At 65.8% G+C, this 15,040-nt stretch carries 10 protein-coding genes and 2 pseudogenes; 9 read left to right on the top strand and 3 right to left on the bottom strand.

Going from position 1 to position 15,040, the window contains the following annotated elements:
* Positions 1-69: 69 nt before the first annotated feature.
* Positions 70-696: pseudogene (locus EZH22_RS12300) on the bottom strand (tyrosine-type recombinase/integrase).
* A gap of 247 nt (positions 697-943) precedes the next feature.
* Positions 944-2,443 (bottom strand): pyridoxal-phosphate dependent enzyme, encoded by a 1,500-nt coding sequence (locus tag EZH22_RS12295; protein ID WP_203195889.1) that lies wholly within the window; start codon positions 2,441-2,443, stop codon positions 944-946.
* Between the two features lie 17 nt (positions 2,444-2,460).
* Here EZH22_RS12295 and EZH22_RS12290 point away from each other — a divergent pair, with 17 nt between their 5' ends.
* From EZH22_RS12290 to EZH22_RS12280, 3 genes are all read left to right on the top strand, one after another.
* The gene (locus EZH22_RS12290) at positions 2,461-4,413 is read left to right on the top strand and encodes a winged helix-turn-helix domain-containing protein (protein ID WP_203195888.1); all 1,953 of its coding nucleotides are present in this window, start codon (positions 2,461-2,463) and stop codon (positions 4,411-4,413) included.
* A 155-nt stretch (positions 4,414-4,568) separates the two neighbouring features.
* On the top strand, positions 4,569-4,868 hold the full coding sequence (locus EZH22_RS12285) for a nickel-binding protein (protein WP_203195887.1): 300 nt from the start codon (positions 4,569-4,571) through the stop codon (positions 4,866-4,868).
* A 279-nt stretch (positions 4,869-5,147) separates the two neighbouring features.
* Positions 5,148-6,413 (top strand): MFS transporter, encoded by a 1,266-nt coding sequence (locus EZH22_RS12280; RefSeq protein WP_203195886.1) that lies wholly within the window; start codon positions 5,148-5,150, stop codon positions 6,411-6,413.
* Between the two features lie 394 nt (positions 6,414-6,807).
* Here EZH22_RS12280 and EZH22_RS12275 read toward each other — a convergent pair whose 3' ends face one another.
* Complete coding sequence (locus EZH22_RS12275) at positions 6,808-7,527, bottom strand: IclR family transcriptional regulator (protein ID WP_203195885.1); 720 nt, start codon at positions 7,525-7,527, stop codon at positions 6,808-6,810.
* Between the two features lie 116 nt (positions 7,528-7,643).
* On the opposite strand from EZH22_RS12275, the gene EZH22_RS12270 reads away from it, so the two are divergent.
* From EZH22_RS12270 to EZH22_RS31760, 6 genes and pseudogenes are all read left to right on the top strand, one after another.
* Entirely contained in the window at positions 7,644-9,122 is a 1,479-nt protein-coding gene (locus EZH22_RS12270; protein WP_203195884.1) for an aldehyde dehydrogenase, read from the top strand.
* Positions 9,123-9,131: 9 nt separating this feature from the next.
* Positions 9,132-9,974, top strand: coding sequence for a citryl-CoA lyase (locus EZH22_RS12265; protein ID WP_203195883.1), 843 nt, complete (start codon positions 9,132-9,134; stop codon positions 9,972-9,974).
* On the top strand, positions 9,971-11,179 hold the full coding sequence (locus tag EZH22_RS12260) for a CaiB/BaiF CoA transferase family protein (RefSeq protein WP_203195882.1): 1,209 nt from the start codon (positions 9,971-9,973) through the stop codon (positions 11,177-11,179). The genes EZH22_RS12265 and EZH22_RS12260 overlap by 4 nt, the downstream gene beginning before the upstream one ends.
* Before the next feature lie 36 nt (positions 11,180-11,215).
* Positions 11,216-12,697, top strand: a complete 1,482-nt coding sequence (locus EZH22_RS12255) for an FAD-dependent oxidoreductase (protein ID WP_203195881.1) — start codon at positions 11,216-11,218, stop codon at positions 12,695-12,697.
* Between the two features lie 25 nt (positions 12,698-12,722).
* Positions 12,723-13,937: an ABC transporter substrate-binding protein gene (locus EZH22_RS12250; protein WP_203195880.1), complete on the top strand. Its 1,215-nt coding sequence runs from the start codon at positions 12,723-12,725 to the stop codon at positions 13,935-13,937.
* Between the two features lie 44 nt (positions 13,938-13,981).
* A pseudogene (locus EZH22_RS31760) lies at positions 13,982-14,527 on the top strand (IS5 family transposase); the annotation flags it as partial.
* Positions 14,528-15,040 lie beyond the last annotated feature (513 nt).

The raw sequence follows: 15,040 nt of genomic DNA, 5'->3' as shown, positions 1-15,040 counted from the left end.
CCGAGCACACTCCCGGTCCGTTCTAGACCAGCGGTACCGGCAATCCCTTGGATCTGTCGACTACAAGTCTCAGATCTCGGTCTGCTTTGACAGGCTCAAGGCGTCGTCGACCTCGATGCCGAGATAGCGCACGGTGCTCTTGAGCTTGGTATGGCCCAGCAGGAGCTGGCAGGCGCGGAGGTTTCCGGTCCGCTTGTAAAGGATGGAGACCTTTGTTCGCCGCAGGCTGTGTGTCCCGTAGCCGGCTGGATTGAGGCCGATCAAGGTGACCCATTGGTCGACGAGGCGCTCCTACTGCCTCGTAGTGACGTGCCCTCCACTATGGCTGCGGCTTGGCCAAAGCCAGTCGCTGCCCTTTGCGCGCCGGATCGCGAGCCAAGCTGCAAGCGCGTCCTTGGTCGGCTCGGTGATCTCAAAGGGGACTGGCTGCCCGGTCTTGTGCTGGATGACGACTGACCTCGAGCGGACACTGCTGCCGGAGAAGACATCACCGACTTTCAATGCAACGAGATCGCAACCGCGTAGCTTGCTATCGATTGCGAGATTGAACATCGTGAGATCGCGCACGCGATTGCCGATCTGCAACCGGGTGCGCAGCGCCCAAATGTGCTTGGCTTTCAGCGGAGGCTTTGCACCGACGATTCGGCCGGCATTCCACGGTTCGCGCTGGGACAGGGTTTCTTGATTGATGTGCATGGCGCCCTCCTTGCGAGGAGCAGCCCCGCTGTAAGCTAACGCCATGATCGGGAATCGGGAACAGATTGAAGCCCGCCCCCGCGCCAGTTGCGGACTCTGACCTCTCCGCAAATTGCCGACATTCGATGGAGGGAGCTGCCCTCTCACCCGGATGCGCGGTCCTCCACTGCACCCGTTCAAAAGTAGCGGATCAGCACCAAGCGCGCGCCCGTTGGGGGCCCCTCGGGGTGACGAGACGCCTCTGGCTTCATGCGACGGATCTCGCGGCCAGCCATCTCGGCAAATAGCTCCGCGCTGTGAGCGCCAGGTCGCCGGCAGGCTGAATGCCGGCCTTGCCAAGAAACGTCATGAGCTCTCCGCGGTCGTGAAGGTCAAGGAGGTCAACCGCGCCGCCGATATGTGCGCCGCCGATGAATATCTGCGGAATGGTGCGCTGGCCGGTAAGGGTATGCAGCACCTTGCGGATATCGCCGCCTATTCCGTCAGCCTGCATCGCCACCGAATCGAGATCAACCGACCGGAACGGAAGGCCCAGGTCCCGGAGGAACCGGCGCACCGCCCAGCAGAATTCGCACCATTCCAGCGCGAACATCACGACGGGCTGTTCCGGATCGTTGATCGCCTGTCGCACGAAGTGGCGGGCGCCATCCGGAGGCGGTTCGCTTGCGGCCGCCGCTGCCGCCGCAGGTTGCGATGCGGGGGCGCTGAAACGGCACGACGGCGTCGAATTCGAAATTTCCCTCTCGACGGCGTCCATCTCCTGTTCGATCGCATCGAAGAGCGGTGTCGACAGGTAGCGCTCGCCCGTATCGGGCACCATGAACAGGATGCGGGAGCCCTTTTGCGCCGTCTTCGCGACTTCGAGCGCCGCTGCCAGCGTCGCGCCGCCGGTGATGCCGCAGAAGATGCCTTCCTGCCGCGCAAGCTCGCGGGCGAGGCGCAGGGATTCTGCGCCGCCGACGGGTTGGATGGCATCGATCAGGCCGGTGTCGAGGGCGTCCGCGGTGAGTTGCGGGATGAAGTCGGGAGCCCATCCCTGCATGGGATGCGGGCGGAACAGCGGATGGCTCTCGGCCGGGGTGCCATCAGCCTTGCAGCGCTGCCTCAATCCGCTTGCCAGCATCGGCGTATTTTCGGGCTCCGAGACGACGATCCGCGTGGCCGCACTCTCGGCCCGCAGCACCCGCGCAATGCCCTTGAGCGTGCCCCCGGTCCCCGCGCCGGTCACGAAATAGTCGGGTCCCGTCCCTCCGAAAGCCGCCAGGATTTCACGTGCGGTCGTGCGGCTGTGAATGTCGGCGTTGGCCTGGTTTTCGAATTGACGGGTCCAGAACCATCCGTGCTTCGCCGCGAGCTCGCATGCCTTCTCGACCATGCCCGTGCCCTTCTCGGCAGCGGGCGTCAACACGACCCGCGCGCCCAGGAACCGCATCAACTTTCGGCGCTCGACCGAGAAGCTCTCCGCCATCACGATAACCAGAGGATAGCCCTTGCGCGCGCAGACCATCGCAAGCCCGATCCCGGTGTTGCCGCTCGTCGCCTCGATCACGGTCTGGCCGGGCTTCAATCTGCCGTCGCGCTCGGCGGCCTCGATGACACCCAGGGCCAGCCGGTCCTTGACCGAACCCAAGGGATTGAACGCCTCGAGCTTGGCATAAAGCTCCATGTCAGGCGGGGAAAGTCGCGCCAGGCGGACGACAGGCGTGTTGCCGATCGTATCGAGGATGGAGGTATAGATTTTGGACATCGCACGATCCTTTCTGGATGAAGATTTTGTTTGGCCGGCTAGGAGCGGGCCTCAGCGCCGGTCCGTGCGCCTTCCATCCGCCGTCCGGCCTCGCTGGCTGGAAATTAGCGATGCACCCTGGCACGGGTCCTTATCAGTGGCTGATCGTTCCCTTATCATTTGTTGTTTTTCGGCCTCTGCAGAGACCATTCGTGATGCTGCACCGCTTTGGATTCTTCGAGCTGGATGAAGGGGCCCGTTCCCTCACCTTGCGGGGAGCTACCCAGAAGATGCAGCCCCGCGTCTTCGACCTGCTGGTCTACCTCGTCCGGAACGCTGGTCGCGTGGTGCCCAAGGACGAGTTGATGGACAACCTTTGGCCAAACCTGACCGTCACGGAAGCCTCGCTGCAGCGTGCTGTCAGCCTTGCCCGCGCAGCGCTCGCTGCGGGCGGGCTCGAACATGCGATCCGCAGCTACGTCAGGCATGGCTATCGCTTCGCGATTGATGAGCCAAGTCTTGGGGCCGCTGTCCCGAGCTTCGATGCGAGCGAGCCCCGTCGCGCCCGGGCGCTGGAGCTGGCACGGGCGAAGGACTGGCACGGGGCTGCGATGGTCTTCGAAAGGCTCGACGCGGAGGGGCAGCTCTGTGCGGCCGATATTGAAATTTGGGCACTGGCCGTGGAATGCCAGGGCCGCCCCGCCGCGGCGATACCGGTCCTGACCTGCGCCCTCGCTGCACATGTCGCAGAGGGAAAGCCCGAGCTGGCCGCAAGAGTAGCCGTGACGATCGCCAAGCTCGAACTCGAGCGCTCGGCACCGGCCGCAGCTTCGGGGTGGATGGCACGGGCCGAAGCGCTTCTCGGCGATGCCGACGATCCGCGCACAAGCGCCTACTTGCTATGGATGAAGGCGCGGCAGGTCATCTTCGCCGGGAATGCGGCGGAGGCGCTCGATCTGGCGCAGCAGTCCCATCGCGCCGCTGTTCAGTGCGGCGATTCAGGGCTAATCGCCCTCACTCTAGTCTATATGGGCTTCTACAATATTTCGCTTGGGCACATCGAGAAAGGCGTCGACCAGCAGAATCACGCCGCGGCCATCGCCCTGTCGAGCAACGTGGATCCGGTCTTGGGCAGCCTTGTCTACTGCAACATCCTGTGGAGTTGCCGCACCTATCCCGACTGGTCACGCGCCCGGCAATGGAGTGAGGGTTTCGACAGTTGGTGCGCCGCAAGTTATGCAGTTGTTCCAGGGACCTGCGACCTGCACCGCGCCGAGATCCTTGGAGCGCAGCGTGACCTCAGCGGCGCGCTTGTGGCCATCGACCAGGCTTTGCCGAAGTTATCCGAGGAGGAATCCTGGTCCATCGGCGATGGTTATCGGGTGCGCGGCGACGTCCGCGCTATGATTGGTGATTTGGACGGGGCGCGAAAGGACTACGCCGCTGCATATGCTGCAGGTTGGGACGCTGAGCCGGGAAGCGCGGTGCTGCTTGCCGAAACGGGCAAGGTGGAGATGGCGTTGGCGGCTCTGGACAGCGTGCTTGAGGGCGCTAGCTGGTACCATGTTCAACGGCGCGGGCTTCTCTTGGCGCACAAGGCACGCATCGCTGCCATGGGCGGCCATCGCGATATCGCCGCCAACACCCTGGACGAGTTGAAGATGCAATCCGCGCGCTGGACGCAGCCGGCAGTGCATGCCTTGATCAACGAGACACGCCATCTGCTCGCGAGCGACACGGAGGCAACACCGTTCCTGATGCTCGCCAGACAGCTCTGGACCAGCGCCGGGATCGAGTACCACGCAGCGCGCGTCCGGCTGGAACTGGCTCGTCTCTTGGTCGAGGCCGGAAACAGCGCCGCTGCGCAGATCGAGATCGCCGCAGCAGAGCGCATCGCCACCCGCATAGGCTCCCGGCGGCTTCAGAAGTTGGCCGCGGATCTGCAACCGAGGCTGGATTCCAGGCTGCAGCCGCCCGGAGTGACCGCGTAAGGGTAAACCGTCGCCGACGTAGATGATCATCGTAAGATCAGTCGCCGGTAAGGACGATCAGCGCCCACCTCCCATAGTTTCCACGTCGTCACGCATGGTGCGCGGCCACAGTGTTCGGCTCGGGTGATGCTCGGCCGTTCAGAGGGAACTATGCAATGCAACTTTATGTCATCCGCCGGCCGAGCGCCTGGGCGTCGCTCGCCGAACTGGAACTGGCCGGCGCCAAGTCCGCCAGGATCGGCAACGAAGAGATGCCCGACCGCGTTCGCTGGATCCGCAGCTATGTGGTGAACGAGCCCGACGGCCGCATCGGCACCTTTTGCATCTATGAAGCTAGGGATGGTGACGCCATCCGAGAGCATGCCCGCCGCGTCGGTATGCCGGGCGAGGAATTCTACCCGGTCGCGACCACCGTCGTCGTGCGGCCAGACCCGGTCGAAGCCGAGATGGTGTGAAACCCACGCACCGCGCGGCCGATGCAGCCACCGTGAGCCAAACCGGCGGGAGAACCTCGCAGAGGGGGCCTGGCACGTCCGGGTCTTCCGGTTTGGACGAAGGGTCCCCTCATCGGACGCGCGGTCCTCCACTGCCATCCCGTTTCAGACAGCACGCCGCTGCTTCCCATTCCAAGCGTCGTCAGAAAACCCGCGTGCGTCAGGTCGAGGGGCGGCGATCTTGAAATTGATGGATCTCAATCCCCTTGCGTACACACGCACACCGAATGGATCGCCTCCGTGTCAACCAACCCCGTCCTCCATCATCGCCTGCCGGCGGGCCGCAGCAGCCGCGGAGCCCTGGTCGTGCTTGCGGCCACGGCCGCCATGGCTATGGGATTTGGCGGCTTGGGACTGATCACGGTCTTCATGGGTCCAATCGAAGCCGACCTCCAGTGGTCGCGGTCGGACACCAGCCTGGGCTATGCCTTGTCCACCGCCGGAATGGCCATCGGCGGTCTGTTCTGGGGCCGGCTTTCCGACCGCATGGACGTCCGGATCCTGTTCGCAATCGGTGCCGCCGGAATGGTGGGCTCGCTGCTGGCGATGTCGAGCCTCCAGTCCTTGCTCGTATTCAACGTAGCTCATGCAGCCTACGGCGGCTTCGGCTTCTCCGTGCTCTACTCCTCGCTCCTCTCGACCAGCGGCGAATGGTTCCCCGAACGGCGCGGATTGGTGATGGGATTGGTCACTGCCGGTGGAGCACTGGGGCAAGGCCTGCTTCCCTTCTTCGCCAGTTTTCTCATCAACGCATTCGGTTGGCGCTGGGCCTTTGTCGGAACTGGCATCACACTTCTTGCTGTACTTGCCCTCGCCTTGCCTGTGCTGAACTGGCCGGAGGGAACGCGGGCGCCCGCGGCTAACGTGGCTAGTGTTCTCGATACGGCGAGGGCTGAGAGGGGCACAGTGGCGGTGCTGGCGTTCGCCGCATTCCTGTGCTGCGCGTGCATGGGCGTGCCGGTCGTGCACATGGCGAGCTTCATCGGCATGATCTGCGGCTCGCCCGGCGTTGGCGTCAACAGCTTGGTCCTGGCGATGATTGCCGGCGCGGTCGGTCGCGTGTGCTGTGGTTTGATCGCCGATCGGATCGGCCCTTTGAAGGTCTATGCCCTGGCGTCGACCATCCAGACCGCTTGCGTGATGGCATTTCCGGCGCTCGGAGACAGCCTGTCGTTTATGGCTCTCTCCGCCCTTTTCGGATTCGGTTTCGCGGGCAACATGACCTCTCTGTCGCTTTGCGTGCGCCAGGCAGTGCCAGCCTGCCGCTTTGGCGGAGCCATCGGTGCCGTGATGATGGTCGCGTGGGCGGGAATGGCGCTGGGCGGCTATGCAGGAGGGGTGCTCTTCGACTTGTCGCGCAGCTACACGCCCTCGTTCCTATTGGCGGGCCTCTCAGGCATGCTGAACCTCGCGGTTATAGGCGCATTCGCAGCAACGAAGAACTCGGCCGCGATTGCTATGAGGCCGGCGGGCAAGCATGAATCAACTGGCGCACCTGCGACGTGACTCTAACAGAGACCATCATGAAGATTTGGCGTGTTTGAGCACCTCGGCCGCTTTAAGGGTGCTTCCCGCGATTCAGTCCCTCCCAATGTGCCATCGAGCACGGACGGCGGATTCTCCTTCGGCCAGTAAAGTCGGAACATCGGAATGAATGCGTCGTCGACAGCGGGAAGCCAGTTTGATTCCTTGTCCGGACCCGGGTTCAAGTGCGGCCTGAGTGCGGAGAACTACATCGCGATCACGGGTACCTCGCGTCCGACCGCCACGCGCGATCTACACGACCTAGTCGAGAAAGGTCATGCTGTTCTTCGAGGATGCCGTCCGGCAGATGGCGGAAAAGTCGCCTGTTTGAGTAGAGCTGGACAGTCCTTTTCGCGTCAACGCGACAGGAGGTCCCCTAACGCCATAACCCGCCGAGAATGGCCGTGAGTTCCTGGCCGGCCGCCACGAGCACGGGGGACATGATGGCGATCTGAGACGGGGTGAAGCGGGTGCGCGGGCCGGAGATAGTCAGCGCGCCCGCAAGGGCGATGCCGCCGGAAAAAACCGGCACTGAGATGGCGGCTGTTTCCGTGTCCCGCTCTCCTTGGGACACCAAGGGCAAATTCGCGAGCAGCGTCCGCCGCTCCGCCACATCCCGGGTGCGCGAGAAGGCCGTCAGCACATGCCCAGCGGCCCCCTTGTCGAGGGCAAGCACGTCGCCCTCGCGGATATGGTCGCGGATGGGCTGATTGGAATCTTCCCGGAACAGGCAGACCCGCACCGGCCCGTCGCGATGGAAGAACGAGGCGCTCTCCCCGGTCTCCCGCACCAGCTCGCGCAGGATGGGACGGACGTGCCGGTCGAGCCTGAAACTGCGCTGGTAGAGGCTGCCGAGCCGCATCACCTCGAAGCCCAGCGCGTAGGTCTTGTCCGGCATCCGCACCAGGCATCCGGCGCGCTCCAGCGAGACGGCAAGGCGCAGGATGGTGCTCTTGTAAAAGCCCGTCCGCTCGGACAGCTCGTGCAGGCTGAGGGCCGTGTCGCCATCCCGGAACGCCCCGAGGATGCGGAAGGCGCGGTCCACCGCCTCCACCCCGCCCGCGGACTTCGCGTCCTTCTCCACGTCTGAAGACATCCCGCCTCCCGTTCACGCTTACGCACGCCTCCGCGGCGGTTGACACGCCTGATCCGTGAGGATAGTTCTATCAGAAAGAAACTAGTTCTGTCTAGCAGAATTTTGGGGAGGCAAGAGTGGAGCGCTACCAGCTCTTTATCGACGGCACGTGGTGCGATCCGGCGTCGAGCGTGTGGTTCGAGACCAGCGAGCCCTTCTCGGGAGAGCCGTGGGCGCTGATCCCCCGCGGCACCGCCGCCGATGCCGACCGCGCCATCGAGGCCGCCCACCGCGCCTTCCTCTCGCCGGAATGGTCCTCGCTCACCGCCACCCAGCGCGGCGCGCTGCTGCGCAAGCTCGCCGGCCTGATCGAGGAGAATGTGGACCTGCTCGGCAAGATCGAGCAGCGCGACAACGGCAAGCTCATGGCCGAGGTCGCGGGCCAGGTCCGCAACGTGGCGCAGTGGTTCCACTATTATGCGGGGCTCGCCGACAAGGTCGGCGGCGACGTGGTGCCGATCAACAAGGCAGACGTCTTCAACTATACGAAGCTCGAGCCGCTGGGCGTGGTTGTGGCCATCACGCCGTGGAATTCTCCCCTCGCGCTCACCACATGGAAGATGGCGCCCGCTCTGGCTGCGGGAAACACCATCGTCATCAAGCCCTCGGAATACACCTCCGCCTCGCTGCTGGAGCTGGCGAAGCTGGCTGAGCAGGCGGGCTTTCCGAAGGGCGTCGTGAATGTTGTGACCGGCTTCGGCCCCGATGTGGGCGAGCCCCTGGTCCGCCACCCGCTCACCGCCAAGGTGGCCTTCACCGGTGGCGACATCGGCGGGCAGAAGGTGAATGAGGCGGCGGCGCCGGGCCTCAAGAAGGTGACGCTGGAACTCGGCGGCAAGTCCCCCAACATCGTGTTCGACGATGCCGACCTGGAGCAGGCGGTGAAGGGGGCGGTGGCCGGCGTGTTCGGCGCCTCCGGCCAGACCTGCATGGCGGGCTCTCGCCTGCTGCTGCAGGAGAGCATCCACGACGCCTTCCTCGCCCGCCTGATCGAGGTGGTGAAGGACGCGAAGATCGGCGATCCCGCGCTCATGGAGACGCAGGTCGGCCCCATCGCCACCCGCGCCCAGTTCGAGAAGATCCTGCGCATGATCGAGATGGGCAAGGAGGACGGCGCCACCCTCGCGCTCGGCGGCCATGCCCTGTCCGGCCCGGGCTACGGCCAGGGGCAGTTCGTGGCGCCCACCATCTTCACCGGCGTGCGCAACGACATGCGCATCGCCCAGCAGGAGGTGTTCGGCCCCGTGGTCTGCGTCCTGAAATTCAAGGACGAGGACGAGGCGCTGGCCATCGCCAACGACGTGCCCTTCGGCCTCGCTGCCGGCGTGTGGACCAAGGACCTGCATCGCGCCCTGTGGTGCGTCGACCGCCTGAAGGCGGGCACGGTTTGGGTGAACAACTATCGCTCCACCAGCTTCGCCACCCCCTTCGGCGGCTACAAGCGCTCCGGCCTTGGCCGCGAGGGCGGCGTGGAGGCGATCAAGGAATATCTGCAGACCAAGAGCGTGTGGATCACCACCCGGCCCAACCGCTCCAACCCCTTCATCCTGGGCTGAGAGAGCGCCGTGACACCCTCTCCCGATCCCGGCCAGTGGTGGCGCACCGCCATCATCGACATCGCGCCCGGCACCATCCGCGTGCGGGGCTATGCCATCGAGGACCTCATCGGCGCTGTCTCCTTTCCGGAGATGATCTGGCTGATGCTGCGCGGCGACCTGCCGAGCGCCGATCAAGCGGCGCTGCTCGGTGCGGTGCTGGTGGCAGCGGTAGATCACGGTCCACAGGCGCCTTCCATCGCCATCGCACGCATGGCCATGACCTGCGGCGTCGGGGTGAACAACGCCATGGCATCGGCCGTGAATGCGCTGGGCGATGTCCATGGCGGCGCCGGCCAGCAATGCATGGAGCTGTATGCCGCCGTCGATGGCCGGGCCGGACACGGCATCGCCCTCGATGCCGCCGCCGGTGCTGAGATCGGCGCCCGCCTGCTGCGGCGCGAGCATGTGCCGGGCTTCGGCCACCGCTTCCATCCGGTGGACCCGCGGGCGGGGCGGCTGCTCGCGCTGGTGGACGGCGCGGTGGCGCGGGGCGCTGTCACGGGCCGTTTCGCCGCCATCGGCCGCGCGGTGGAGGATGCGCTCGCGACGGCCAGGGGCAAGCGCCTGCCCATGAATATCGACGGTGCGACCGCCGTGGTCCTGTCCGAGCTCGGCTTCGCGCCGGAGGAGGGCCGCGGGCTGTTCATCCTCTCCCGCTCGGTGGGCATCCTCGCCCACGCCATGGAGCAGAAGGCGCAGGGCGGCCGCATCAAGGGGCCGATGCCGCCTGCGGTGCCATACGCCTACGACGGCGCGGCCCCGCGCGCGCTCCCCCGCACGACCACCACGGCGGGAGGAACCACGCCATGATCCGTGAGAAGCACCTGCCCCTCGCCGGCATCCGCGTGCTCGACTTCGGGCATACGGTCATGGGCCCATCCTGCGCCATGATCCTCGCCGATCTCGGCGCCGACGTGCTGAAGATCGAGCCGGCTCCGGGCGGCGACCCCACCCGCCAGCTCCAGGGCTTCGGCATGGGCTATTTCGGCTATTTCAACCGCAACAAGCGCTCCCTGGCGGTGGATCTGAAGAGCGATGCGGGCCGCGAGATCGCCCGCCGCCTCATCAAGGGCGCCGACGTGCTGGTGGAGAACTTCGCCCCCGGCACCATGGGCCGTCTGGGGCTCGATTCGGAGGCCGCCACCGGCCTCAACCCCCGGCTCGTCTATGCCAGGCTCAAGGGGTTCCTCGACGGCCCCTATGCCCATCGCCTCGCCCTCGACGAGGTGGTGCAGATGATGTCCGGCCTCGCCTACATGACCGGGCCCAGTGGACGGCCTCTGCGGGCGGGGACATCGGTGGTGGACATCGCCGGCGGCATGTTCGCTGTCATCGCCATCCTCGCCGCGCTGCGCGAGCGCGAGGCGACCGGTGAGGGGCAGGTGGTGGAGGCGGCGCTGTTCGAGACCACCGTCTTCCTCATGGGCCAGCACCTCGCCTACGCGGCGCAGACCAATGAGCCCATCCCTCCCATGCCCGAGCGCGTCTCGGCCTGGGCTGTCTACGAGCCGTTCGCTCTCAAGGATGGGCGGCAGATGTTCGTCGGCATCACCACCGACGGGCATTGGCAGCGCTTCTGCGCGCTGGTCGGCTGGCAGGACATGCTTACCGACGCCAGCCTGGCCACCAACAACGGCCGCGTCGCGGCGCGCGGACGCATCCTGCCCTGCTTCTCCTGCCTGTTCGGGTCGCTGACACAGGACGAGGCGGTGGCGCTCTGCGAGAAGGCCCGCATTCCCTTCGCGCCCATCGCCCGGCCAGAGGATCTTTTCCACGATCCCCACCTCGCCGCCACCGGCGGACTGATGCCGACGCGCCTGCCGAATGGCGTGGAGACGCGCCTGCCGCGCCTGCCCATCCACATGGGCGAGGCGGACCTCTCGCTGCGCAGCGACCCGCCGGAGGTGGGAGCCGATACGGCCGACGTTCTCGAAGCTCTCGGCTATGCGCCGGACACCATCGCCGCGCTGGCGCGGGAAGGCGTGGTGGCCATGAGCAGCGCAGCGCCCCGCTGAAGCACACCAACGACAACGAAACTCCGGGAGGAGAACATGCCAGTGACAGCAAAAGGCCCGGACCTGCTCGTGGTGGGCTGCGGCATCGCCGGGCTCAGCGCGGCCGTGTCAGCTCTGGAAGGCGGACTTTCTGTGACGCTGCTCGAGCGCGCGCCGGAAGAGGAGTTCGGCGGCAACACGCGCTGGACCGAAGCCTACATGCGCATGAAGAACGACAGCGAGATCTCCGACGATTTCGAGGAGCATTTCGCCACCAATGCCGGCCCCAATCTCGATCCCAACGTCCTGACCGAAGTGGCGCGCCCCTATGCGGACTGGCCGGCGGTGGTGAAGGCCCATCCCTTCCCGGACCCCGAGGTCATCTCCACCTTTGCCGCCGAGGTGCCGCCGACCATTGCCTGGCTGAAGGGCTTCGGCCTGAAGTTCGGCCCCCAGCCCATCTATCTCCTCACCCAGAACACCACGCGCATCGCCGCGCAGGGCGGCGGGCTCGCGCTCATCGAGCGGCTCATGGCCGAGGCAAAGCGGCTCGGCGCCGAGGTGCGCTTCCGTACCACCGCCACCGCCCTGCTGCGCGATGACGACGGACGCATCGCGGGTGTCGCCGTCACCGGTCCGGACGGGCGGCGGGAGGAGATCCGCGCGGGCGCCACCGTGTTCGCCTCGGGCGGCTTCCAGGGCAACCCGGAGATGATGACGCGCTACATCGGCCAGAAGGCCGCCAACATCCGCCCCGTGGCCCGCGGCGGCTACTACAATCGCGGCGAGGGCATCCGCATGATGCTGGAGGCCGGCGCCGCGCCCGCCGGCGAGTTCGGCTCCTACCATGCCGAGCCGGTGGATCCCCGCTCGCTCCAGGCCGAGGCGGTGGTGTTCATCTATCCCTATGGCGTGCTCGTGAACCGCGACGGACGGCGCTTCCTCGACGAGGCACCCGGCACGGTGGATGCCCACTACGACAATATCGGCAGGGCCATCGCCGACCAGCCGGGCGGCATCTCCTGGGTCATCTTCGACGCCAAGGTGGAGGACATCCCGCGCTGGCGCACCTCCATTCGCTCGGATATTCCGGCAGTGGAGGCGCCCACGCTGGAGGCGCTGGTGGAAAAGCTGGGGCTGCCGGCCGAGACCCTCAGCACCATCGCCGCCTTCAATGCCGCCTGTCCTGACGACAGCGGCGACTTCACCCCCTTCGCCATCGACCACCGGGCGACCACGGGCCTCGAGCCCCGCAAATCGCACTGGTGCCGGCGGATCGAGACGTCGCCGTTCCGCGCCTATCCCATCATCTCCACCGCCTGCTTCACCTTCGGCGGCGTGAAGGTGAACGCCTCGGCGCAGGTGCTGGATGGCGATGGCAAGGTCATCCCCGGCCTCTACGCCGCCGGCGAGACGGTGGGTCTTTATCACCAAGTCTATACGGGCTCGACCTCCGTGCTGCGTGGCGCCGTGTTCGGTCGCCTTGCGGGCCTGCACGCGGCCGCGAACCTCGCCCCACGCCTGAAGGCGGCGCTCTGAACCAGATACAAGAGGGAGGACAACTATGAAAAAGACGATGCTGGCGGCCGCATGTGCGGTGGCCATCGCCCTACCGCTCGCCGGCGCCCGGGCCCAGTCCTATTCGGACGGCACGGTGAAGATCGGCATCCTGACGGACCTGTCCGGCCAGCTGTCCGACTCCACCGGCGCCGGCTCCATCCTTGCAGCGGAAATGGCGGTGGCGGACTTCGGCCCCATCGAGGGCGCGAAGGTGGAGATCATCTCCGCCGATCACCAGAACAAGGCCGACATCGGCGCCGCGACGGCACGCAAATGGTACGAGGTGGACGGCGTCGACACCATCATGGACGTGCCCAATTCCGCCGTGGCGTTGGCCGTGCAGCAGATCACGCGGGAGAAGGACCGCATCGCCATCTTCTCCTCGCCCGCCTCCTCGGACCTGACCGGCAAGGCCTGCTCGCCGAACGGCATCCACTGGACCTATGACACCTACGCCCTCGCCCATGTGACCGGGGATGCGGTGGTGGCCTCCGGCCTGAAGAACTGGTTCTTCCTGACCTCCGACTATGCCTTCGGCCATGCGCTGGAGCGTGACACCGGCGCGGTGGTCCAGACGGCGGGCGGCAAGGTCTATGGCTCAGTGCGGATGCCGGCCAATGCGCCGGATTTCTCATCCTTCCTGCTGCAGGCCCAGAGCTCCAAGGCAGAGGTCGTCGCCCTCGCGACCGCCGGCCTCGATACGCAGAATGCCATCAAGCAGGCCGCGGAGTTCGGCCTTACGGAATCGGGCAAGACTATTGCGGCCCTGCTCCTCGCCGATACGGAGGTGCACGCCCTCGGCCTCAAGGCCACGCAGGGCATCCGCCTCACCGCTCCCTTCTACTGGGACATGAATGACGGCACCCGCGCCTTCGCCAAGCGCTTCTACGAGAAGCGCAAGGCCATGCCCACCTTCTACCAGGCGGGTGTCTACGGCGCCGTGACCCACTACCTGAAGGCCGTTAAGGCGGCGAAGACGGATGCCGCCAGCGTGGTGATGGCGAAGATGAAGGACACGCCGGTCAATGATTTCATGACCAAGGATGGCAAGGTGCGCGAGGACGGCCGCGTCATCCGCGACATGTACCTGTTCCAGGTGAAGACGCCGGCGGAGTCCAAGGCGCCGTGGGACTATTACAAGCTCACGGCGACCGTGCCCGGCGACCGGGCCTTCCGCCCGCTCGCCGAAAGCGAATGCCCGCTTGTGAAGAAGATGTAGGGGCGCTGGCACTAGGCCGCGGCCTCATAAATTTGCGCATGCGGGACGTGCCAGAACGCTATGGACCGCGCACAACCTTCTACAACCTTTTCGTGCGCTGGCGGGCGGCCGGAGTCTGGGCCGGCCGCTGGAGGCGGTCTCGGCCGCCTATGACGGCAACATCGTCGTGATCGACAGTTCCTGTGTTCGGGTGCACCAGCACGGCGCCGCGGTCAAAAAGGGGGCCAGGACGGCACCGACGATCGTTGCATGGGACGCTCCCAGGGCGGCCTGACCACCAAGATCCATGCCCTGGGCGATGCTGAAGGCAGGCCCATCCATCTCGCCCTGACCGCCGGACAGGCGGGCGATGCACCCGCAGGGCGGGAGTTGCTGGCCCGCTTCCCACCGGGCGGCATCCTTCTCGCCGACAAGGCCTACGACACCGACGCCATCCGCGCCGAGATGGCGGAGCGCAGCACCTTTGCCAAGGTGCCGCCACGTGTCATCCGCAAGCGCACCTTCGCCTTCAGTCCGTGGCTCTATCGCCAGAGGACCACATCGAACGTTTCTTCAACCACATCAATCAGATGCGTGGCCTTGCCACGCGCTAAAGGAGGTCGCGGACCGACTTCTTGCCCCTGCCTTGAAGCGGACGCTTCTACCGTCGCTAACGAGCCAGTTTCGCTGTGCCGTGCCGCCCACACGTCATGACTCCAAAGCCGACGTTCCGAGTGTCCGCTTCGGGTTATCTTTTGCCTCTGCAGTGAGGACAGCCACCCAGGCTTCCAGGTCATTGGGGGCTCGCCAAAATCCGGAACATCAGTTCCCGTTGAAAGCGTGGTAGCAGCCCAGTTGCTGGTGCTCCCGTCATTGAGGACGGTGATACAATGCCTGCTTCGCACCACGCGTGCGTAGCGAAGAGCGTTCATATCACCCACCAAGGAGGGAGAGGTGGTCGCGAGTTGAAGGGACAGCAGCTCGAAGTGACGAGAGGCGGGGGCGGACCTGGTGCTTGTGAATGACGTTTCTTGAGAGGCGGGGAGGCATCGGGCGTCTGCCGACTTCCGTGCTCTTCAGAGGCCGCCGTGGAAGCAGGCTCGGCGAGCCGAGCGTCTCATAGA

This window comes from Xanthobacter dioxanivorans (genome assembly GCF_016807805.1).
In the GTDB taxonomy this organism is placed as follows: domain Bacteria; phylum Pseudomonadota; class Alphaproteobacteria; order Rhizobiales; family Xanthobacteraceae; genus Xanthobacter; species Xanthobacter dioxanivorans.
This window is presented reverse-complemented; position numbering and strand designations above follow the sequence as displayed.